At 40.2% G+C, this 21,803-nt stretch carries 23 protein-coding genes; 10 read left to right on the forward strand and 13 right to left on the reverse strand.

From position 1 onward, the window contains the following. Nucleotides 1-194: 194 nt before the first annotated feature. Nucleotides 195-1,781, reverse strand: coding sequence for an ABC-F family ATPase (locus tag AN394_RS13875; protein WP_082422998.1), 1,587 nt, complete (start codon nucleotides 1,779-1,781; stop codon nucleotides 195-197). Nucleotides 1,782-1,987: 206 nt separating this feature from the next. Between AN394_RS13875 and AN394_RS13880 the strand changes: the two genes are divergently transcribed. Together AN394_RS13880 and AN394_RS13885 are read left to right on the forward strand one after the other, a co-directional pair. Continuing rightward, the gene (locus AN394_RS13880; RefSeq protein WP_055021804.1) at nucleotides 1,988-2,509 is read left to right on the forward strand and encodes a TetR/AcrR family transcriptional regulator; all 522 of its coding nucleotides are present in this window, start codon (nucleotides 1,988-1,990) and stop codon (nucleotides 2,507-2,509) included. A gap of 171 nt (nucleotides 2,510-2,680) precedes the next feature. After that, nucleotides 2,681-3,889 (forward strand): porin, encoded by a 1,209-nt coding sequence (locus tag AN394_RS13885; RefSeq protein ID WP_055021805.1) that lies wholly within the window; start codon nucleotides 2,681-2,683, stop codon nucleotides 3,887-3,889. Nucleotides 3,890-4,420: 531 nt separating this feature from the next. Here AN394_RS13885 and AN394_RS13890 read toward each other — a convergent pair. The 4 genes from AN394_RS13890 to AN394_RS13905 form a co-directional block, all read right to left on the reverse strand. Continuing rightward, nucleotides 4,421-4,735: an antibiotic biosynthesis monooxygenase gene (locus AN394_RS13890; protein WP_055021806.1), complete on the reverse strand. Its 315-nt coding sequence runs from the start codon at nucleotides 4,733-4,735 to the stop codon at nucleotides 4,421-4,423. Nucleotides 4,736-4,740: 5 nt separating this feature from the next. Continuing rightward, complete coding sequence (locus AN394_RS13895) at nucleotides 4,741-5,151, reverse strand: GFA family protein (protein ID WP_054561449.1); 411 nt, start codon at nucleotides 5,149-5,151, stop codon at nucleotides 4,741-4,743. A gap of 21 nt (nucleotides 5,152-5,172) precedes the next feature. Then, nucleotides 5,173-5,604: a DUF3859 domain-containing protein gene (locus AN394_RS13900; protein ID WP_054553896.1), complete on the reverse strand. Its 432-nt coding sequence runs from the start codon at nucleotides 5,602-5,604 to the stop codon at nucleotides 5,173-5,175. Between the two features lie 82 nt (nucleotides 5,605-5,686). Continuing rightward, entirely contained in the window at nucleotides 5,687-6,166 is a 480-nt protein-coding gene (locus tag AN394_RS13905; RefSeq protein ID WP_055021807.1) for a GNAT family N-acetyltransferase, read from the reverse strand. A gap of 80 nt (nucleotides 6,167-6,246) precedes the next feature. Between AN394_RS13905 and AN394_RS13910 the strand changes: the two genes are divergently transcribed. Further along, nucleotides 6,247-6,450, forward strand: a complete 204-nt coding sequence (locus AN394_RS13910) for a hypothetical protein (protein ID WP_054561447.1) — start codon at nucleotides 6,247-6,249, stop codon at nucleotides 6,448-6,450. A gap of 38 nt (nucleotides 6,451-6,488) precedes the next feature. Here the strand turns inward: AN394_RS13910 and htpX are convergent, their stop codons facing one another. The 5 genes from htpX to bioB all read right to left on the reverse strand — a co-directional run bounded on the left by htpX (nucleotide 6,489) and on the right by bioB (nucleotide 11,190). Then, complete coding sequence (gene htpX, locus AN394_RS13915; protein ID WP_055021808.1) at nucleotides 6,489-7,349, reverse strand: protease HtpX; 861 nt, start codon at nucleotides 7,347-7,349, stop codon at nucleotides 6,489-6,491. Between the two features lie 174 nt (nucleotides 7,350-7,523). Then, entirely contained in the window at nucleotides 7,524-8,207 is a 684-nt protein-coding gene (gene bioD / locus AN394_RS13920; RefSeq protein ID WP_055021809.1) for a dethiobiotin synthase, read from the reverse strand. Nucleotides 8,208-8,220: 13 nt separating this feature from the next. Continuing rightward, nucleotides 8,221-9,012, reverse strand: coding sequence for a methyltransferase domain-containing protein (locus tag AN394_RS13925; protein ID WP_055021810.1), 792 nt, complete (start codon nucleotides 9,010-9,012; stop codon nucleotides 8,221-8,223). Continuing rightward, nucleotides 9,009-10,142, reverse strand: coding sequence for an 8-amino-7-oxononanoate synthase (locus tag AN394_RS13930; RefSeq protein WP_055021811.1), 1,134 nt, complete (start codon nucleotides 10,140-10,142; stop codon nucleotides 9,009-9,011). Before AN394_RS13930 ends, AN394_RS13925 begins: the two co-directional genes overlap by 4 nt. A 7-nt stretch (nucleotides 10,143-10,149) precedes the next feature. Beyond that, a complete protein-coding gene (gene bioB / locus AN394_RS13935; RefSeq protein WP_054553903.1) occupies nucleotides 10,150-11,190 on the reverse strand; it encodes a biotin synthase BioB in 1,041 nt (346 codons plus the stop codon). Nucleotides 11,191-11,288: 98 nt separating this feature from the next. Here bioB and bioA point away from each other — a divergent pair, with 98 nt between their 5' ends. Then, complete coding sequence (gene bioA / locus AN394_RS13940) at nucleotides 11,289-12,581, forward strand: adenosylmethionine--8-amino-7-oxononanoate transaminase (RefSeq protein ID WP_055021812.1); 1,293 nt, start codon at nucleotides 11,289-11,291, stop codon at nucleotides 12,579-12,581. A gap of 34 nt (nucleotides 12,582-12,615) precedes the next feature. On the opposite strand, the gene AN394_RS13945 is transcribed toward bioA, so the two are convergent. After that, nucleotides 12,616-13,050: an ATP-binding protein gene (locus AN394_RS13945; RefSeq protein ID WP_054561441.1), complete on the reverse strand. Its 435-nt coding sequence runs from the start codon at nucleotides 13,048-13,050 to the stop codon at nucleotides 12,616-12,618. A 271-nt stretch (nucleotides 13,051-13,321) separates the two neighbouring features. On the opposite strand from AN394_RS13945, the gene asnS reads away from it, so the two are divergent. Continuing rightward, entirely contained in the window at nucleotides 13,322-14,719 is a 1,398-nt protein-coding gene (gene asnS, locus AN394_RS13950) for an asparagine--tRNA ligase (RefSeq protein ID WP_054553906.1), read from the forward strand. 155 nt (nucleotides 14,720-14,874) lie between these two features. Then, nucleotides 14,875-15,807, forward strand: coding sequence for a substrate-binding domain-containing protein (locus AN394_RS13955; RefSeq protein WP_082401560.1), 933 nt, complete (start codon nucleotides 14,875-14,877; stop codon nucleotides 15,805-15,807). Between the two features lie 237 nt (nucleotides 15,808-16,044). On the opposite strand, the gene AN394_RS13960 is transcribed toward AN394_RS13955, so the two are convergent. Together AN394_RS13960 and AN394_RS13965 are read right to left on the reverse strand one after the other, a co-directional pair. Further along, a complete protein-coding gene (locus tag AN394_RS13960) occupies nucleotides 16,045-16,971 on the reverse strand; it encodes an electron transfer flavoprotein subunit alpha/FixB family protein (RefSeq protein WP_055021813.1) in 927 nt (308 codons plus the stop codon). Then, nucleotides 16,972-17,721, reverse strand: a complete 750-nt coding sequence (locus AN394_RS13965; RefSeq protein ID WP_055021814.1) for an electron transfer flavoprotein subunit beta/FixA family protein — start codon at nucleotides 17,719-17,721, stop codon at nucleotides 16,972-16,974. Nucleotides 17,722-17,914: 193 nt separating this feature from the next. Here AN394_RS13965 and AN394_RS13970 point away from each other — a divergent pair, with 193 nt between their 5' ends. From AN394_RS13970 to tsaA, 4 genes are all read left to right on the forward strand, one after another. Further along, complete coding sequence (locus AN394_RS13970; RefSeq protein ID WP_054561437.1) at nucleotides 17,915-19,561, forward strand: electron transfer flavoprotein-ubiquinone oxidoreductase; 1,647 nt, start codon at nucleotides 17,915-17,917, stop codon at nucleotides 19,559-19,561. Between the two features lie 103 nt (nucleotides 19,562-19,664). Further along, nucleotides 19,665-20,129 (forward strand): acyl-CoA thioesterase, encoded by a 465-nt coding sequence (locus AN394_RS13975; protein ID WP_054561436.1) that lies wholly within the window; start codon nucleotides 19,665-19,667, stop codon nucleotides 20,127-20,129. 239 nt (nucleotides 20,130-20,368) lie between these two features. Next, nucleotides 20,369-20,941, forward strand: coding sequence for an outer membrane beta-barrel protein (locus tag AN394_RS13980; RefSeq protein ID WP_054561435.1), 573 nt, complete (start codon nucleotides 20,369-20,371; stop codon nucleotides 20,939-20,941). A gap of 98 nt (nucleotides 20,942-21,039) precedes the next feature. Continuing rightward, complete coding sequence (gene tsaA, locus AN394_RS13985; protein ID WP_054561434.1) at nucleotides 21,040-21,744, forward strand: tRNA (N6-threonylcarbamoyladenosine(37)-N6)-methyltransferase TrmO; 705 nt, start codon at nucleotides 21,040-21,042, stop codon at nucleotides 21,742-21,744. The last annotated feature ends 59 nt before the right edge of the window (nucleotides 21,745-21,803 follow it).

Here is a 21,803-nt window from a genome sequence, read left to right on the forward strand (position 1 = left end):
ATACCTAACTCACATCAAGATGCGAGTTTCAGTTGGAATTAAAAGCGATTTTGCAAGGCGTTGATGCAAATAATAGAGGTTCTATTGTTAAAATCGATAACGCAGTATAAATTGCTCTTAGACCACATCAAGATGCGACTCTAGAAGCACAAAAAAGCCATGACATGCATGGCTTTTAATCACTCATCAGCTAATTAAGCTTCTTTGCTTGCTAGGTACTCAGTGTATGTACCTTTAAAGTCGATAACTTTACCGTCTTTGATTTCCCAAATACGGTTTGCAAGCGATGATACAAATTGTCTATCGTGAGATACGAACAATAATGTCCCTTCGTATGCTTCAAGTGCTAAGTTAAGCGCTTCGATAGATTCCATATCCATGTGGTTGGTTGGCTCATCCATTAATAAGATGTTTGGTTTATGCATCATAATTTTGCCAAACAGCATACGGCCTTGCTCACCACCTGAAATCACTTTTACTGACTTTTTGATATCGTTTTGTGAAAACAGCATACGACCTAAGAAACTACGAACAACTTGTTCGTCGTCACCTTCTTGTTGCCATTGTTCCATCCACTCAAATAAGTTCATGTCTTGTTCGAACTCGTCAGCATGGTCCTGAGCGTAATAACCGATATTAGCGTTATCAGACCATTTAAATTCACCTTGTTTTGGTGCTAAACGACCAGCAAGAGTATTTAATAGTGTGGTTTTACCAACACCGTTCTCACCGATAATTGCAATACGCTCGCCTACTTCAACTAAGCCTTCAAGGCCACTGAATAACGTCTCTTCAAAGCCTTGTTCTAAGTTTGTTAGCTCTAGGGCATTACGGAATAACTGCTTTTCTTGCTCAAAACGAATAAATGGGCTTTGACGCGAAGAAGCTTTAACTTCTTCAAGTTGAATTTTATCAATTTGTTTAGCACGTGATGTGGCTTGCTTTGCTTTTGAAGCGTTCGCAGAGAAGCGCGATACGAACTGTTGAAGTTCGGCTATTTGGCTTTTCTTCTTGGCATTTTCGCTTAGTAGACGCTCACGAGCTTGCGTTGCAGCAAACATGTACTCATCATAATTACCAGGGTAAATACGAAGCTCACCGTAATCGATGTCGGCCATGTGTGTACAAACTGAGTTTAAGAAGTGACGGTCGTGCGAAATGATGATCATGGTACAGTCGCGCTGGTTTAGCACGTCTTCTAGCCACTTGATGGTGTAAATGTCCAAGTTATTGGTAGGCTCATCGAGTAGCATGATATCTGGATCAGAAAACAGCACCTGCGCAAGTAACACACGCAGTTTAAAACCTGGTGCAATTTCAGACATAGGGCCGTAGTGTTGCTCTGTGCCAATACCTACACCAATTAGTAACTCACCTGCTTTAGCTTCTGCTGAGTAACCATCCATTTCGGCAAACTCAGTTTCTAGGTCTGCTACACGCATACCGTCTTCTTCGCTCATCTCAGGTAAGCTGTAAATACGGTCACGTTCTTTTTTTACTTCCCACAGCTCTTTATGACCCATGATCACTGTGTCGATTACAGAAAACTCTTCGTAAGCAAACTGGTCTTGGTTTAGTTTAGCAATACGCTCGTTTGGATCTGTGCTGACATTGCCTGAAGATGGCTCTAGTTCACCACTTAGGATTTTCATGAAGGTTGATTTACCACAGCCATTCGCACCGATTAAACCGTAACGGTTACCATCGCCAAATTTTGCTGAGATATTTTCGAATAAAGGTTTAGCACCAAATTGCATGGTGATATTAGCTGTACTAATGATAGCGGTACCCTCCAGCGGGTAAAAAGTAAAAACGAAACTGCGTGCAATTTTAAACTAAAGCCGCTTGGCACGCCATGAAAGTTTAATTAAATACACAGGCTAATTTTACAAGATCAACACTTACGACTACCTTTAGTGAGCGCGCTCACTTAATTATATGAGCACGCTCACTTTTAAAATAACCATATAAAAACAGCAGGTTAAAAATGAGCAAACATGGCGATACTCACCAACGTATTTTAGAGGCGGCTTGGCGACTCTTTACTGAGCAAGGATTTAACGATACTTCTACGCGGCAAATTTCAGCAGCAAGCAACATAGCGGTTGGCACCTTGTTTAATCATTTTGCTGATAAAGTGGCTATTTTAGAAGCTTGCCTCGAAGATAAATTCAATGATGTGTTAGAGCGCGCAAAAGAAACCGACATACACCGCCCTGCTCGCTTAAAGATTAATCATTACGCACAATATTTTTATCAGTTTTATTGTTTACATCACCGCTTTTATAAAGTGCTCTTTAGCCAGCGATTATTTTCGCAATCATTCCAGCAACAACACATGGAGCTAATTCAATCATTGGTTTTTGCCGACCAACCGCAATTTAATAAAGTAAAAGCAGCTATATTGCTCGACTGCTATTTTATGACCTTGTTGTATGGCTTAGGCGCCGAAACCCCAAACACTAAACTTATGCTCAGAACGCTAAGCCAGAAAGTGTCTATTTTTTAGGCTTAGTAACTCATTGATAATTCAATATAGTGAACCTAAAGTGAATAATTTTTCCACGAAGTCGGTTTGTTGCATGATAATTTTTCACTTTTGACCCTATTTTAGCTTTGATAATCTCCGTTCCTTAACTAAATTATACCTATTAGGGACAATATTTAATCAAGGTACTTTATGAAAAGAACACACACTGCCTTATTTGTTGCAGGCATGCTTGCCATACCTACAGCCAATGCCATCGAGATCTATAACGATCAAACCAATAGCGTTACTATTGGTGGCTTTATCGATGCAAGGGTGATTAATACGCAAGGCGAAACTGAGGTAGTAAACGGTGCATCACGCATTAATTTTGATTTTAAGCGCCAATTAAAAAACGGCTGGCAAGCGTTTGCTTTGCTTGAATGGGGTGTAAACCCTGTTGGTAGTAGCGATATCGTTTACAGCAATCGCTTTGAATCTATTCAAGATGAGTTTTTATATAACCGCTTAGGTTATGTTGGCCTTAAACATGACGATTACGGCCAAGTGACATTAGGTAAACAATGGGGCGCATGGTACGACGTTGTTTACAACACCAACTACAGCTTAGTGTGGGATGGTAACGCTGCAGGTGTTTATACCTACAATAAAGATGATGGTGCTGTGAATGGTACAGGCCGCGGCGATAAAGTACTGCAGTATCGAAATACCTGGGGTGATTTTCATTTAGCACTTCAAGCACAGCTAAAGTCTGATGAATTTTATACCTGCGACATCGTTGATATTTCAAGAAACTCTTGTGAAGTACTTTGGAACCAAGGAAACAATGCTGCACAAAAAGTAGAATTTAACTCGACTTATGGGGCCGCACTCACCTACTCGGTTAGCCCTAATTTAAAAGTTACTGCCGGTGTTAACCGTGGCCAGTTTGATATTGTGTATGCCGGTGGCAGAAATCAATCAGTAAACGATTTAATTTATGGTATGGGCATTACCTATGGTGATTTTTATAAACCGGGTTGGTATGCATCAGCGAATATAAATAAAAACGAAAACCACGATACCGACAACTTAGGCCGCTTAATAAAAGATGCTGTTGGTTTAGAGTCAATTTTAAGCTACCGCTTTGATAATGACATACGTACTTTTGTTGCTTACAACGTATTTGATGCAGGTAGTGACTATGTTATCCAGCCAAACTTTAATGCCGACCCTGAAGATGTGTTTAAACGCCAATTTGCTGTGATAGGTGCGCACTACTTTATGGCAGAAGACACCATTTTATATATTGAAGCTCGTAAAGATTTTAGCGACTTCTCGAGTAATGACGCAGAGCAAGAAGCACAGATGTCACAAACCGAAGATGACGGTATTGCCATTGGTTTTAATTACACTTTGTAGTTACGATAAACACTAAACCTACTATTGTGGGCTTTTTTCTAATCCAATTGCACACTTTCAAGATTGTTCGCAATATCAATCAACGTCTGCTATTACTTAACAACCATAAAACTAAAATACGTCAATATTTGAGGTTGTTGTGTCTAACAAGGTAAAGCTAATTCTACTTTCATCAATATCTAGCGTTTCGTTCATGCTCTTTCACTGGCTAACAAATGTCAGAGAACCGGATACGGTATTTGGTGTTAGTTCAGATTTGTCAGGTGGTTTAGTAATGGGCATTGCTATTGGTGTGATGCTAGTTACATTAAGCACATTTAAGTTAAACAAGTATTGAGTGTTTTTTGGAATCAAACGTTTAAACCCTTTTGACTCTTCGCTTCCAAATAATGTGATTGTGGCTAATTATTTCATGAGCTCCTTTTTAGATCCTACACACTTACCCTGCTTATTAAAAAGCTTAAATTTAAGGATATGCTGAGATTGAAATTAACCTCAAATCAGTATGATGTGTTCTTTTGTGGTTAATGGCTATTTCAATGAATAATCACGTTCTACTTTAGCAATACGCGTTGTAAACGCACTGTACCATTTGTCTTTGCCGAGCTGTTGGGCTTTTAAGTGCTCAACGTTTTGTTTCCAAGCTTTTATTGCATCTAAGCTTTGCCAATACGACACCGTAATACCCAAACCATCACGAACAGACTCCATACCTAAGTACTCAGGTTGTTGCTCTGCAAGTTCTACCATTCTATTAGCCACTTCTTCATAACCGGTGGTATCGTTAGATAAGATATTCGTAAAAATCACGGCATAATATGGCGGTTTTGGTGTATTCGCTATCATGGCTGTTACTTCCCTCTACTTGGTTCAAAACCATCATAACATGGGATTTCTTTGTTAAACGTATCCCAATTTGCTTTAGAGCTTACAAAGTTATGGCTAATCGGACGCTCGTTTATATCGCTATCTAATAAACCTAAGCGAATACGTAAGCGGCTTGGGTCATCTTTATTCTCGCTATAAATAGGCGAGCCACAACAGCTACAAAAATAGCGAATTCTGCCGGGTTTAAATTCAAACGCACTTAAATGCTGCTTACCTTCTGTGAGGTTAAAACCATCTCGTTGAATAAAGCCATTGGTTGCGTAGGCTGTGCCTGAGTTTTTACGACATAAAGAACAATGACAATGAATAATTGAGTCTATGCCACCAGCAATAGTTACTTTTACTTTGCTGCACAAACAACTTCCTTGATACATAGTCCCTCTCAGGTTTAAAGATTAATAACCGCGATGCTTCCAAAATTCAGTAGCAGTGCCTTCGGCTTCCTTTAATAAGTTAAAGGATTTATCGGCAATTATATGGCCATTTAACTCAATAGTCATGCGCCAAATACCTACTTTGTTATCAACAGGTGCCCATATCGTATCACCTAAATAAAACTGCCAATCGTTTGTTTTAACGTACTGTTCGCCCTCAAATGGTGGCATGATCTCGCCATCTTCATCCGGAATATCTGGGTGGTAAACGCAAAATTTAATTTTTTGTCCTTTGGCCTTTTTAATGTTAACTATAAAGCCAAATTCAATATCTAACTGTGCAGGAACGTCTGTTGTAAATTCGGTGATTTGAGGCAGGTCTTTTTCTTTTGCATCCCAATGACTGTAAATGCCGTAACTTTCAATACTGGTAATTGGTTTGGCTTTTGCCATAGCTGCAAGCGCTCCTTTTTAAAAATGAGGCGCTATTTTATAGTAGCAACCCTAGCAGAACAAGATTGTACTATTATAGTAATTAGCTAACGTATTTTACCCAGTGAGTGTCATGTTGTTGAAAGCCACATTTAGTTAAAAGTTTAATACTTGCGCTATTATTTGGGTTAACTAAAGCTAACACACTGTTTAGCGGAGCAGGTACAAAGGTCGTCAGTTTATCAAATAGCATATCTAGTACCTTTTGCATTATTCCTTTGCCAAAGTATTGCGATGCCAATTCAAATCCCAACATGCCCTGCCCGTCAATTATGTTAAATATGCCTACGCTGCCAATAACCTGCCCACTACTTCGTAAAACAATAACTAAACGAATGCCTTGTTGATTATAAAAACGTTCTATGTCGCCTTGAATAAAGTCGTACACGTCACCTTTAGTTATATCAGCGCCGTAATCATTAAACGTTTGTACTTGCGGATCTTTTAAAATATCCCATATCGCTTGGCAATCTCTATGACGAATTGGGCGTAAGTCAAAGGCTAAGTCATCGTGGCTAGACACGTTAATTTCTTCTTTTTGCTTTATGAGCTGGCATTATTGTCTTACTATAAACGCAATTTCAAGCAATTAGATTAAGTTCGATGAGTGAAGAATTTAAAGTAATTCAACCTACCACCACAGTATACTGTAAAGAACGCGGTGAAGGCTGGACCTTAACAGGGATCACCAGTATCGATGAGCATACTTCTGTGATGTTTGATGGCGTAAGGTATACCTTACCGGCCCGTGAAATTGTTGAGGTATTATTACCACAACAACTCGAGCGAGAGAAAAATCAACAATAAAAAAAGCCAGCTTGATGCTGGCTTTTTCGTGTTTAAAATTAACGTAATGCGTTAATACGCTCATCAAGTGGTGGGTGCGATGAGAATAACTCGGCAACACCTTTACCGCTTGCAATACCAAATGCCATCATTGAACCTTCTAGTTGTGATGGGTGGTTTTGTTTTAAACGCTCAAGGGCGCTACGCATTTTATCTGCACCTACTAGTTTTGCTGCACCCGCATCTGCAGAGAATTCGCGTTTACGGCTGTAGTAAGCAACAATCACACTTGCTAGAACACCAAATAACATTTGGAAAATCATATCGAACAAGAAGTATGTCCAGCTACTACCGCCCTCTTCCTCATCACTATTAAGGAAGTTATCAACAATACCTGCCAATACTTTCGCCATAAAGATAACAAAGGTATTCACTACACCTTGAATAAGAGTAAGCGTTACCATGTCACCATTTGCAATGTGAGATACCTCATGAGCCAATACCGCCTCAGCTTGATCTCGATTCATGTTGTGTAATAAACCGGTGCTCACAGCCACCAGCGAGTTGTTCTTACTTGGGCCGGTCGCAAATGCGTTCATTTCAGGGCTATCGTAAATAGCCACTTCTGGCATCGCGATACCTGCTTTTTTCGCTTGCGCAGCTACCGTCGAAACCAACCATTGTTCTGTTTCAGAACGAGGCTGTTCAATAACATGTGCACCGGTTGATTTTTTTGCCATCCATTTCGACATAAATAACGAAATAAACGATCCACCAAAACCAAACACGGTTGAAACAACTAAAATGCCGCCTAAACTGCGATGGCTAATACCCAGTACGCTCATCACAATAGACAACACAATACCTAACACTAGCATTACCGCTAAGTTTGTAAGTAGAAACAGAAATACACGCTTCATAAAAACCTCAGAATAAACATACCAATTGTATTAACTAACGACATGGTTAAAAATCGTTAGTTAATAAAATTATCTGGGTGCTCTACCAACTCAGTTTAGGGCTTATGCAATTGGTTGCAAGGAACTAATTGCAACCAATTGTGACAGAGTATGTCAAAAGTAACAACTCAATTATTATGGGTTGATAGATAAAATTTCAAGTAAGGTTTTGTAAATTTTTAATTTAGGGGTGCCGTCTGTATACGGACTAATCGCTAAAAGCGGGAAAGGTAGTGCTGATTTTAAAGTTTCTAAATTGGCGTCTTGTTCACGCATGTTTGGGTCTACATGATTTGCAATCCAACCCACACAATTTACACCGAGCGCTTTAAAGTGAGCAGCTGTCAATAGTGCGTGATTAAGGCAACCAAGCTTCATGCCTACTACTAGCACAACATTAAGGTTTTGTGATTTAACCCAATCGCTGAGTAAATCGGTTTCGTTGATAGGTAAACACCAACCGCCTGCACCTTCTGTAAGAATATAATCGGTATTGAGTGCTTTTACATTTGCATAAGCAACATCAAGTTTATCAAATGTCAGTCTGTCACCTACTTGGGCAGCTGCAATATGCGGTGCAATGGGTGGCTCATAGGTAAAGGGGTTAACTATGTTATATTTAGCCCCAATTGATGAGCTTTCCATTAAGGTTAATGCATCATCATTGACTAGCTGTCCAAATGCTTCTTCTGCACCTGCTGCAATGGGTTTAAAACCCACCGCACGCTGTTTATGTTGCGCTAGTAAGTTTAATAATAAACTGGTGACATGGGTTTTTCCGGCATCGGTGTCTGTACCCGTGATAAAAAATTCTTTCATTTTTGAGTTAATTCTATTTTTCTAGTTCTAAAAGGACAACTTGATAGCTCACTCTAGCATGCCCATCAACCAGAGGGTATGCCCTACAAACACTATTAAGTGCCTGCCTCGTTAATAACCCTTGGCGTTTTTGCTTAGTTTGCAATGAGGTAGCACCAATCGCTTTTATCGACCGCAGCGCATCTAAAGGAGAGTTATAGGCATCTATATAACATCTATCAGCGGCAAAATTGAGTTTAAACCCCGCCAATTTTGCATACTCAATAATGTGACTAGCACAATGAAACTGATTAATATGGTTTTGCTCATCTAAACAAGCAAAAGCCTGTTTGATTTCTTTGAGCGATCCATCTACCACGCAGCTTAAATAAACCTTACCGCCCGCTTTTAATGCGGAAAAAAGATTTTTAAGTAGTGCCTCTAAATCAGCAGACCATTGCATTGCAAAATTACTAAACACACAATCTAGCGAACTTTGCTGTAATGGTAGGTTGTCCATATCAGCACACACTTTTAAACAATGCGGGTTTTGTTCTGTGCTGAGCATGGAATGACTTAAGTCCATTGCCAATACAGTATCAAAGTGTGTTTTAAGCATAGCCGTGTTAACTAAAGGCCCAGCACCTAAATCAAGGCAAGTACCCTGCTGATGTTTACTGGCCATCATTTTGAATAAGTGCGCAGCCGCTTGTTTTTGAACATTAGCATGGCTCGCGTAATTTGCAGCCGCTTTAGAGAACTTAGTTTGTGTTGTTAGCTTATTACTGTGTTGAAAGCTTAAAGGCGCTTGCAGTTGAACACTCATAAACACTCCACTAGCGAATAAACCAGCTGTTTTATATCCTCAGCTTGATGCGCGCTACTTATGGTTACTCTAAGTCGTGCCGTATTAAATGGCACCGTGGGAGGTCGAATAGCAGTTAACCACACGCCTTTATTTTTAAGATTATTAGCAACAGCAAGAGTATGTTCTGCATCGCCCAGTACCAAAGGCTGAATAGCCGTTGTTGATTCCATTAATGCTAAGTTATGCTCTTTAGCTAGCGCTCTAAAGTAGGTAATATTCTCTGTCAGCTGAGAGCGTCTCTTATCTGCTTTTAGTAACTTTTCGAGTCGTTCAAGAGTACAACTTGCCATCAGTGGTGACATCGCCGTTGAATATATGTATTCACGATTAAACTGCAACATGTAATCAATCATTTGCTTTGATGCAAGCAAGCAAGCGCCACTACTTGCCAATGCCTTGCCAAAGGTGATGATCAGTAAATCAGGCTTGATTGCCTCACAGCTCCCTAAGCCTTGCTCGCCCAATACGCCAAAGCCATGGGCGTCGTCAATCATCAGCCACGCATTGTATTGTTTAGCGAGTTTACAGAGTGCTTCAATGGGGGCTTGATCGCCATCCATCGAAAACACCCCTTCGCTCACTATGAGCTTATGCTTTGCTTTCGACTTTTGTAACCGAGACTCTAAGTGCTTAAGGTCGTTATGATTAAAGCGCACCATGGCAGCGGCAGAATGAAGTCCGCCATCAATTAAGCTGGCATGATTAAGCTTATCTTGAAAAATTGCCGATGATTGCGCCACGCTTTTATCTTGAAACAACGCTTTTAATACGCTGCTATTAGCACTAAATCCGCTATTAAATAACATGGCGCTTTCATAGCCTAATAACTCGCATAAACGCTGCTCAAGCTGTTGTTGTGGTTTATTATAACCATTCACTAATGCTGAACTGTGGCTACCTAGATGCTGCGCATGTATTTCAATAAAATCATCAGCAAAGCCAAGGTAGTCATTACTGGCAAAATTTAAATACTGTTTACCTGCAACCTGAATAAAGCGCCCACTTGATTGCTCAACAAGTTGTCGCTTTCTCAGTAATGCATCTGCTTGTCGGTCAACAAGATGCTCGGCAATAAAATCAAAAGCCATTTAAATATTACGCTTCGTAAAATAGTTCTGATGTTGCTTTATCAGCAACTTTTGATGAAAGTGATGCTGCAACCGCTTCATCAGAATAATCTTCACGTGTTTCTGGGTTCATGCCTAATTTTTTAATCAGCATCATGTCTGCGTCTGCTTCAGGGTTTTCTGTAGTCAGTAGTTTATCACCGTAGAAAATTGAATTAGCACCAGCAAAGAAACACATAGATTGCATTTGTTCATTCATCGCCGTACGACCAGCTGATAAGCGAACATAACTTTTCGGCATCATTATACGTGCAACAGCAATGGTACGAATAAACTCAAAGTGGTCTAAGTCTTCGACATCTTCAAGTGGCGTGCCTTTAACCTTAACCAACATATTAATTGGCACACTCTCTGGCTGCTGCGGCAAATTAGCTAATTGCATTAATAAACCAAAACGGTCAGCTGCCTGCTCGCCCATACCAACAATACCGCCAGAGCACACTTTCATGCCGGCATCACGCACGTTATCGATGGTGTTTAAACGGTCTTGGTAAGTACGTGTTGTAATGATCTGCTGGTAATACTCAGGTGATGTATCTAGGTTATGGTTGTAGTAATCAAGGCCCGCGTCTTTTAATGCATGGGCTTTTTCGTTATCTAGCATGCCAAGCGTCATACAGGTTTCAAGGCCTAGCTCTTTAACCTCTTTTACCATTTTTGAAATATAAGGCATGTCACGTTCTTTCGGATCAGACCACGCAGCACCCATACAAAAACGGGTTGCGCCTTTTTCTTTTGCAACACGTGCTTGCTCAACCACTTTTTCTACTTCCATTAAACGTTCACGGTCTAAGTCTGTTTTATAATGACCTGACTGAGGACAATATTTGCAATCTTCTGGGCAAGCACCGGTTTTAATCGATAACAAAGTAGAAATTTGTACTTCATTTGGGTTGAAGTTTTCACGATGCACACTGGCCGCTTTAAATAACAAATCATTGAACGGCATTTCGAATAATGCTTTTACTTCTTGGTGAGTCCAATCGTGACGGACAACTGCGTGCTCCATAATAGTCTCTTTTTTTAAATTATTGGGACGGTTTGATTGGCTTAGTCTACGACTTGACGTAACATTGTCAACGAATCGAAGTGATATAAAGTTTACATATGATTAATAAGCAACCAATAGATTTAGATTTTGATCGTGAGCATATTTGGCACCCTTATACTTCTATGACTCAGCCCCTTCCCGTTTACCCAGTCAGTCATGCCAATGCAAATCGTATTTTCTTAGAAACAGGCGAAAGCCTAATAGATGGTATGGCCTCTTGGTGGAGTGCGATTCATGGTTACTGCCATCCTGTTTTAAATGAGGCAATCACTACACAGGTTAGTAAAATGAGCCATGTCATGTTTGGTGGCTTAACTCATGAGCCTGCTGTTGAGTTGTGTAAAAAGCTAGTCAGTATCACACCTAAGTCACTCGATAAGGTGTTCTTAGCCGACAGTGGTTCTGTGAGTGTTGAAGTCGCCATAAAAATGGCCTTACAGTACTGGCTTAGCCAAGGTTACACCAGCAAACAAAAGTTAATGACACCGCTTAAGGGCTACCACGGCGATACTTTTGCCGCCATGAGCGTTTGCGATCCAGTTAATTCAATGCACAGCATGTACTCAGGGTTTTTACCTGAACATGTTTTTGTACCTTCGCCGAGTGCTAAATTTAATGGCGAGTTTAGCTCTGCTGAAGCTGATACACTTGAAAGCTATTTTGCAGCTCACCACCAAGATGTTGCGGCATTTATCATTGAACCCATTGTACAAAATGCTGGGGGCATGAATTTTTACCACCCTGATTACTTAAAACACCTGCGCATTCTTTGTGATAAGTATGATGTTTTACTTATTTGTGACGAAATCGCCACAGGCTTTGGTCGTACCGGCACCTTGTTTGCTGTTGAACACGCCAACATAGACCCTGATATTTTATGTATTGGCAAAGCATTAACGGGCGGCATGATGACCCTATCAGCGACATTAACCACTAGCAAAGTCGCTGTTGGCATTAGTGAGGGTGAAGCCGGCGTATTAATGCATGGCCCAACTTTTATGGGTAACCCGCTTGCCTGTGCCACAGCCTGCGCGAGTATTGATTTACTGTTAGAGCAACCTTGGCAAGAGCAAATTGAACATATAAATGATGTGCTAACAACCCAGCTTGCTAAATGTAAGCCGCTTGATGCAGTCGTTGATGTACGCACATTAGGTGCAATTGGAGTTGTTGAGCTTAATCGAAGTGTAGATGTAGCAAAAATTCAACGCTTTTTTATCGAGCAAGGTGTGTGGATCCGCCCGTTTGGTAAATTAATTTATTTGATGCCGCCTTACATAAGCGACGAACAAAGCTTAACTAAGTTATGCAATGCTATTTATGCAGCCATTGAACAACAGGCGTATTAAAAAAGGAAGCTAATGCTTCCTTTTCCTTTAAACTTTACCATTCAAACATATAAGCCATTTTACTGATCATTCGAAGCGGTACTTTATGTTCACAGCGCTTGGCGTAAAGATGCTGCAATGATTTATCTTTAATTTCACCAACGATCACTTCTTTTACTTGATAACCCAGTGCAGTGGCCGCTTGTGCGTAGGCGATAAATTCCCACTTTTTAATATTAGTGTTATCAACAATTACTAACGGGATTTCTTCTGCTAGGGCATTAATAAAGCGTGCAAGGTTTAGATTGTGATACTCAGATAACTTGTACTTATCAAATTGATACACACCTTCGCTATTGTAAAAATAATCATCTGTTGCGCACACGACATAATCACTTTCATTACCAGCTACCAACTCATCAGCAAGGCTTTGTGCGTAATATGATTTACCTGAGCCTGGTAAGCCGCGAAGAATAAAAACTTGTTTCATAGCACCTGTTATACAATTTAATTAAAGACTAAAGGACAGTTATCCTATTGAGAATTGTTAATAATGCCACAAAATAACCAATTAGCGCAGCGAGAATTTAAATAAACGCAAATTTTACGCAAAATATTGCTGCTATTTTACTCAATTGAAGAAAAACTACTAAAGAGTACGCCTCAATAGTTTTTTTATTTGATTTACGAGGGTAAGATAGTCGATTCAAGTGCAATGCACAGCATTATTATATTAGGCAACTTATATCATTGGAGTGAAGATGAGCCATTTAGCGATTTCAGAGCTATTAAAAGGCAAGGTTGCGGTAGACAGCCAAGTAACAGTAAAAGGCTGGATCCGTACACGCCGCGATTCAAAAGCAGGAATTTCATTTTTAGCCGTTCATGACGGTTCGTGTTTTGATCCTATTCAAGCGGTAGTACCTAATTCACTCAATAATTATGATGAAGTAACACGTTTAACTGCAGGTTGTTCTGTATCTGTAACAGGTGTTCTTGTGCCTTCTGCAGGTCAAGGTCAGTCTTTCGAAATTCAAGCTAACTCTGTAGAAGTATTAGGTTGGGTTGAGAATCCAGACACCTACCCTATGTCTGCGAAACGTCACAGCATTGAATATTTACGTGAGCACGCACACCTTCGCCCTCGTACTAACATCATGGGCGCGGTAACCCGTGTACGTAACTGTTTAGCACAAGCGATTCACCGTTTTTATCATGAGCAAGGTTACTACTGGATCAGCACACCGATCATCACTGCAAGTGACTGTGAAGGCGCCGGTGAAATGTTCCGTGTGTCTACTTTAGATATGCAAAACTTACCACGCACAGATAAAGGCGACATCGATTACAGTGAAGATTTCTTCGGTAAAGAAGCATTCTTAACAGTATCTGGTCAATTAAATGGTGAGACATATGCCTCAGCAATGTCAAAAATCTATACCTTTGGCCCGACTTTCCGTGCTGAAAACTCAAATACATCTCGTCACTTAGCAGAGTTTTGGATGGTTGAACCTGAAGTTGCATTCGCAGATTTAGAAGATATCGCAAAACTTGCTGAAGACATGCTTAAATACGTTTTCAATGCAGTATTAACTGAGCGTCGTGATGATATGGAATTCTTTGCACAACGTGTTGAGAAAACAGCTATCTCTCGTTTAGAAGAGTTCGTAACTAAAGATTTCGCACAAGTTGATTACACAGATGCTATCGAAATCTTAAAAGCGTGTGGTAAGAAGTTCGAATACCCTGTTGAATGGGGTGTAGATTTACAGTCTGAGCACGAACGTTACCTTGCTGAAGAGCACTTTAATGCGCCAGTAGTTATTAAAAACTACCCGCGTGATATTAAAGCCTTCTACATGCGTCAAAACGAAGACGGCAAAACAGTCGCTGCAATGGACGTAGTTGCACCAGGTATTGGTGAAATCATCGGTGGTTCTCAACGTGAAGAGCGTCTAGATGTACTAGATAAGCGTCTAGAAGAAATGGGCTTAAACAAAGAAGATTACAGCTGGTACCGCGACCTACGTAAATACGGCACTGTACCGCACTCAGGTTTTGGTCTAGGTTTTGAGCGTTTAGTTGCATATGTAACAGGTATGGGTAACGTACGTGACGTTATCGCCTTCCCTCGTACAAAAGGCAGCGCGACTTACTAATAAGAAACGCTACATTGTCTAAAAGCCGCTTTCGAGCGGCTTTTTTGTGTGTAAATCATTAAATGTTTTAAAAAATTACAGTATAAAGAATTAGCAAAGCCAGACATATTGCCTATATTGATAAGAAGCTAACTATTAAGGAGTTTGCGTCTACTATGCTATTTCGCTCTATGAAAGCCCTTTTGCTATCTACAACCCTTATCTCTGCACATAGTGCGTATGCAATTGAAGAAAATATTAATTCGAAGCCTATTTTTATTGCAGGCTCAACCACTGTCACTGAACTATTAATCGATATGAAAGCCGACTTAAGCCAAGAGTTTGGCAATAGCATACAAATCAGGCCAATGGGCAGTGATAAAGGCATTAAAGCCATTGCAGAAAATGTTATAGATATCGGCACCAGCTCTCGTTATTTAACAAAAGAAGAACAACAACGTTGGCCTTTTTTAAGGCAAATTATTATAGCCCAAGATGCAATCGCATTTTTTGTAAATAAAAACTTAAACATTACTGAAGTTACCACTAAAAAGCTGAGCGATATCTACCAAGGAAAACTAAAGGCGTGGTCTGAAGTTTCACCTTATACACCTGAGCTCAGTGCCAAAAATGACGAGATCCTACTTTTTAGTAAAGGCACTAGTCACGGTAGTTTTGATGTCTTTTTAGAGTATTTAAATTTAGATTATATTCAAGAACCAGGCAGTAACTTCATACGCTTAAAAATGGCGGGTAATAGAGGTTTATTTTCTAAACAAAAAGTAGAACTTTACGATCAGTTCAATCAAGCATTGGGTATAGTGCAGCGTATTCCAAATGCCATTGCTTACGATTCATATGGCGCTATTAGTAAATTAGAAAATGACAGACGTATTAACAGAGTAACTTTGCTTGAGATTGACGGTGTAAGCCCTTCCGTTGAATCAATTCAAAGTGGCGAATATGCCTTTGTTAGGCCGCTAGTGCTAATTGTAAACACACAATCATCCCGCTCAAAAAAGATTGGCGACAAACTTGCTGTGATTGTTAAATCAAACAAGATTCAACAGAAAATGCTTGAGTTTGGTTACCTTCCGGTAAAACAATGACCTGAAGATATAATACCAACCCGCAATAATAATTAATCATTTTGAGGGATTAAACCTGTCGCTAACTGCGTTAAAAATTTCTCATTTAGAACAACTAAATAACGAAATTTTTGCCTTGTTATCAACAAGGTTTTATTGCCTCAAAATAGACTACTTAATTAAGCGGATTGGTATAAAACGAAAAAAAGCTGCGCACCTAAAAGGTGAACAGCTTTTAACAACCAGAATCGTTATGAATTACAGAGCGCTTTCAAGCTCTGGTAACACATCAAATAAATCAGCAACTAAACCATAGTCAGCGACTTGGAAAATTGGTGCATCAGGGTCTTTATTGATGGCAACAATCACTTTTGAGTCTTTCATACCTGCTAAATGTTGAATCGCACCACTGATACCCACAGCAATATATAAATCTGGCGCAACAATTTTACCGGTTTGACCTACTTGCATATCGTTTGGTACAAAGCCCGCATCAACAGCAGCACGTGAAGCACCAATGGCTGCGCCTAGTTTGTCGGCAATACCATTTAATAACGCAAAGTTTTCACCATTTTGCATACCACGACCACCTGAAATAACCACAGGTGCTGCAGTAAGCTCTGGACGCTCAGATTCAGTTTGTTCTTCTGATACAAACTCACTCAGACCAACAGAACCTTTACCAGTAACACTAGTTACAGCTACTGGCGCTTGCTCTTGTGCAATATCAAAGCTACTTGCACGAACAGTAATAACCTTTTTGCTATCTAGTGATTTAACTGTCGCAATTGCATTACCTGCATAAATAGGACGCTTAAAGGTATCTGCATCAATAACGTCGATGATTTCAGAGATTTGTGCAACATCTAAAAGTGCAGCAACACGTGGCATAAAGTTTTTACCCGTTGTTGTTGCGCTTGCGACAATGTGTGAATAGTTATCAGCTAAAGATAAAACTAGATCAGCTAGGTTTTCTGCAAGTTGATTAGCATAAGCTGCATCATCGGCAATCAGTACATTGCTAACACCTGCAATTGACGCTGCTTGCTCGCTCATTGCAGCTAAATTTTCGCCGGCAAGTAGTAAATCTACATCAAAGCCTAGTTTAACAGCAGCAGTAATCGTTTTATTGGTTTCAGGCTTTAGAACACCTTTATCGTGTTCGGCTATCACTAATGTTTTCATTTAGATCACCTTCGCTTCTGTTTTTAACTTTTCTACTAATGTCGCAACATCTTCAACGACAATACCGCCACTGCGTTTTTCTGGCTCGTTTACTTCTACCAGCTGTACGCGAGGCGCAAGGTCTACACCTAGGCTGTCAGCAGCAATTACATCTAGAGGTTTACGCTTTGCTTTCATAATGTTTGGTAAAGAAGCATAGCGCGGTTCATTTAAACGTAAGTCTGTGGTTACGATAGCAGGGAATTTAAGAGCGACTGTTTGTAAGCCACCGTCTACTTCACGCGTTACATTAACAGTACCTGCTTGAACATCGACTTTAGATGCAAAGGTACCTTGGCCACGACCCGTTAAAGCAGCAAGCATTTGACCGGTTTGATTGTTGTCAGAGTCAATCGATTGCTTACCTAAAATAACCAGCTCAGGTGATTCTTGCTCTACAATCTTGCTAAGTAATTTAGCAACATGTAAAGATTCAAGCTTTTCTTCTGTTTCAATATGAATGGCTTTATCAGCACCGAGTGCTAAGGCCGTACGTAATTGCTCTTGAGATGATTTATTACCAATAGTTACAGCAACAACCTCAGTGGCAGTTCCTGCTTCTTTTAAACGAATAGCTTCTTCAATTGCAATTTCACAAAATGGGTTCATCGCCATTTTTACATTAGCTAGATCAACATCCGTTTTATCGGCTTTAACGCGTGCTTTGACGTTGTAGTCAATTACTCTTTTAATTGGAACGAGGACTTTCATCGTGACTCCATCAATTGTGTGTTCTCAAAGTTGACCTAAACGTCAACTTATTTATTTTATGAATTCAGACTACTTCCTGTTGACGTAAACGTCAACCTAAAATAACCTTAAAGTATTCACAGCCTGTAACGTTTCATTTGCAAGTATGAAATAAGGTTCTTTATAGCAGGTCCGTCACCGAGAAGAGGTTTATATGGTCGAACGCGAAACCATGGAATTTGATGTAGTCATCGTAGGCGCAGGCCCAGCAGGTTTATCAACTGCGATTAGATTGGCTCAACAAGCACAAGAAAAACAACAAGAATTAATGATCTGTGTGGTAGAAAAAGGCTCTGAGGTGGGCGCACACATTTTATCGGGTGCGGTTTTTGAAACTAAAGCGCTAGATGAATTATTACCTGATTGGCAGTCATTAGGCGCTCCAGTTACCACTAAAGTAACGCAAGATGATATTTACTGGTTCAATAACAGTGAAAAAGCCACCAGCATCCCCCACTTTGCTAGCCCTAAAACATTCCATAACGAAGGCAATTACATTGTCTCTATGGGTAATGTATGTCGCTTTTTAGCAGAGCAAGCGGAAAACTTAGGGGTAGAAATATTCCCTGGCTTTAGTGCTCACTCTTTGATTATTGAAGACGAAACAGTGAAAGGCATTATCACTGGCGATATGGGCCTTGATAAAGACGGCAACGAAAAAGATGGTTATATGCCGGGTATGGAGCTTAGAGCTAAATACACAGTATTTGCAGAAGGTTGCCGCGGTCATTTAGGTAAAGAGCTAATCAAACACTTTGCCCTTGATAAAGATGCATCACCACAGCATTACGGTTTAGGATTCAAAGAAATTTGGCAAATCGACCCGAGTAAACACAAAGAAGGCACAGTAGTTCATGGCACAGGCTGGCCGTTAACCGGTGATACCAGTGGTGGTGCATTTATGTATCATAGCGATAACAACCAAGTTGTGGTGGGCTTAATTGTTGACCTTAACTACTCAAACCCACATCTAAGCCCGTTTGATGAATTTCAGCGCATGAAACATCACCCTGTCTTTAAAGATGTTTTAGAAGGCGGAGAACGTATAGCCTATGGCGCAAGAGCCATTGCCAAAGGTGGCCTGCGCTCTTTACCGAAAATGCACTTCCCGGGGGGGTTACTTGTAGGTTGTGATGCGGGCACATTGAACTTTGCCAAGATCAAAGGTAACCACACAGCCATGAAATCAGGCATGGTTGCCGCTGATGTGATCGTTGCAGCCCTTAGCAACGGTAAAGAAAATGCCGATTTAACTGAATATAAATCAGCCTTTGAACAAAGCTGGGCGTACAAAGAGCTTTATCAATCGCGTAACTTTGGCCCTGTTATGCATAAACTTGGTAAGTTCTTAGGTGGTGCTTATAACACCCTCGATCAAAACCTATTTGGTGGCAACTTACCATTTAACTTTGAAGACAACATGCCAGATCATGCCACATTAGTTGCAGCTGACCAGGCCGAAAAAATCGATTACCCGAAAGCAGACGGCAAGCTTAGTTTCGATAAACTTTCATCGGTGTTTTTATCAAATACCAATCATGAAGAATCACAGCCATGCCATTTAAAGCTAAATGATAACTCGATTCCAATTAAGGTGAATTTACCGCAATTTGATGAGCCAGCACAACGCTACTGCCCTGCGGGAGTTTACGAAGTACAAGAAGTTGAAGGTGAAAAAGAGTTTGTGATCAACTCACAAAACTGTGTGCACTGTAAAACCTGCGACATAAAAGACCCAAGTCAAAACATTACTTGGGTAACACCTGAGGGAGCTGGCGGGCCAAACTATCCTAATATGTAACGCACGTTACTCATTTAATTAAAATTTATCCTAAATTGCAGGGGCTTCGGCCCCTTTTTTAGGCTATGCTGAAAATGTCGTGTTTTATAAAAGTGAGTAAAGTATGCCGTCTTCAAGTGTAACCTTTCGTTTTTTAGCTGAACCTACTGATGTCAATTTTGGCGGTAAAGTTCATGGTGGTGTGGTAATGAAGTGGATTGACCAAGCTGGTTACGCCTGTGCTGCAGGTTGGAGTGGTCATTACTGCGTAACTGTCTCAGTTGCGGGTGTAAAGTTTCAGCGCCCTATTTTGGTTGGCCAAATAGTCGAAGTGAAAGCTAGTATCGCACACACAGGTAAAACCAGTATGCAAATCTTTATTCAAGTACGCTGCGGCGACCCTAAAACCCAAAACCTAGTTGAAACCAATCATTGTGTTATTAGTTTTATTGCTATGGATGAAGCAGGCTACCCAATCGAAGTACCTTCATATACAGCCGTAACAGACGAAGAAAAGAAAATCGAAAACTATGCGATAAAAATGAAAGAGATCGCGATAGAAACAGAAACCCTTTTACAAAAAGCCTAAAAGCTTAAAGCAACAAAAAATTATAAACCGTACCTAGTAACTTCTACAGAGCACCCTGAAATTGTTACGACTGCCAAACTGAATGCCTGATTACAGTTTCAACAAACTGCACAAAAAACCACTTAAAAAAGCCTAAAAACAATACTTTAGGCTTTGTTTTAAGCTTGGCATTGCCGTTGCAATACTCCTTGTGAATGACGCGAAACATTCGTTTATTTATTTTATAAAGGAGCTATTAAATGATTAAAGCAATTTCACTTTCTGCACTTTCTTTAGCACTACTAGGTTTTAATAATGCTGCACATGCAGATATTACCGAAATGGATTCTCCGCGTATTTATACCGGTATCGGCTACGGCCAATATTCTTTTGAGTTTGAAGACAGTGAAAATGACACTGACTTTGATGACGATTCACAAATGCTGAAAGGTTATATTGGTACTCAGTTTAACAAGTACTTGAGCCTTGAACTTGCCTATCAAAATTTTGATGAAGTAAGCGATATCGATTCTAAAGCCGAAATTGACGGTGTTTCATTAGCAGCACGCTTAGCAGCCCCAATTACAGATAGCTTTTCTGTTTATGCCAAAGGTGGTTGGCTAGAGTGGGATGCTGAAATTGAGCAAGACCTAGGCGAGCTTGGCAGTATCAGTGCTGATACAGACGGTGGTGATGTATTTTATGGTGCAGGTGTAGAATATGCTTTCACAACAAACATGCAAGTACGTTTAGAGTATGAGCGCTATAAATTAGAAGATGATATTGACCCAGATATGGATGTAGCGTCTGTATCATTCCAATACATGTTTTAATTTAGACTACATAGTCTAAATATTAAAAGGCAGTCTCGACTGCCTTTTTTTACGTTTGCATGTAAAATGTCGGCAGATTTTCTTAACGACAATGCACAATGAGCGAATACCAATTAACTGCCGTCGGCCATATTCAATCTCCTTATAAACAAAAGTTTGCCATACCTCGCCAACCTCGTTTGGTTCCTGAGGCTAAAGCAAAGCTGGTATTCAGCAGCGATTTTAATCGTGAAGAGTTTGTACGCGGCCTCGATGAATTTAGCCATATTTGGTTACTATTCAGATTTCATGAAACCGCAGATAAAGGCTATTCAGCAATGGTGAGACCCCCTCGCCTAGGCGGTAATGAACGTAAAGGTGTATTTGCAACACGTGCAACCTTTCGCCCAAATGCTATAGGCATGAGTGCTGTAAAACTTGAAGGCATTGAATATAAAAATGGTCAATTAAGCTTATTGCTTTCAGGTATCGATTTACTCGATGGCACACCTATTTTAGACATTAAACCTTATTTGCCCTACTCAGACGCAATGACCGATGCCACCGCAGGCTTTGCCGATACCCGACCAGAAACCGATATGAGCGTTGAGTTTAGTGAAGAAGCCCTGGCGTTTATCGAAAAACAGACCGAACAACCTGAATTAAAAGCGTTTATAAGCAATGTATTAAAGCAAGATCCTCGCCCAGCTTATAAAAAGCAACGTGACTCAGAACAAAGCTACGGCATGACCTTATATGATTTTAATATTAGGTGGCATGTTCAGGACAATCATAATACAGTGACCAGCATTGAAAAATGCTAGTTTTTAGCATATAGCGCTTTAGTGTCAGTGCTTCCACTGGTAAACTTAGCGCCTTGTTA

The sequence above is a fragment of the Pseudoalteromonas sp. P1-26 genome, from assembly GCF_001401795.1.
Classification (GTDB): domain Bacteria; phylum Pseudomonadota; class Gammaproteobacteria; order Enterobacterales; family Alteromonadaceae; genus Pseudoalteromonas.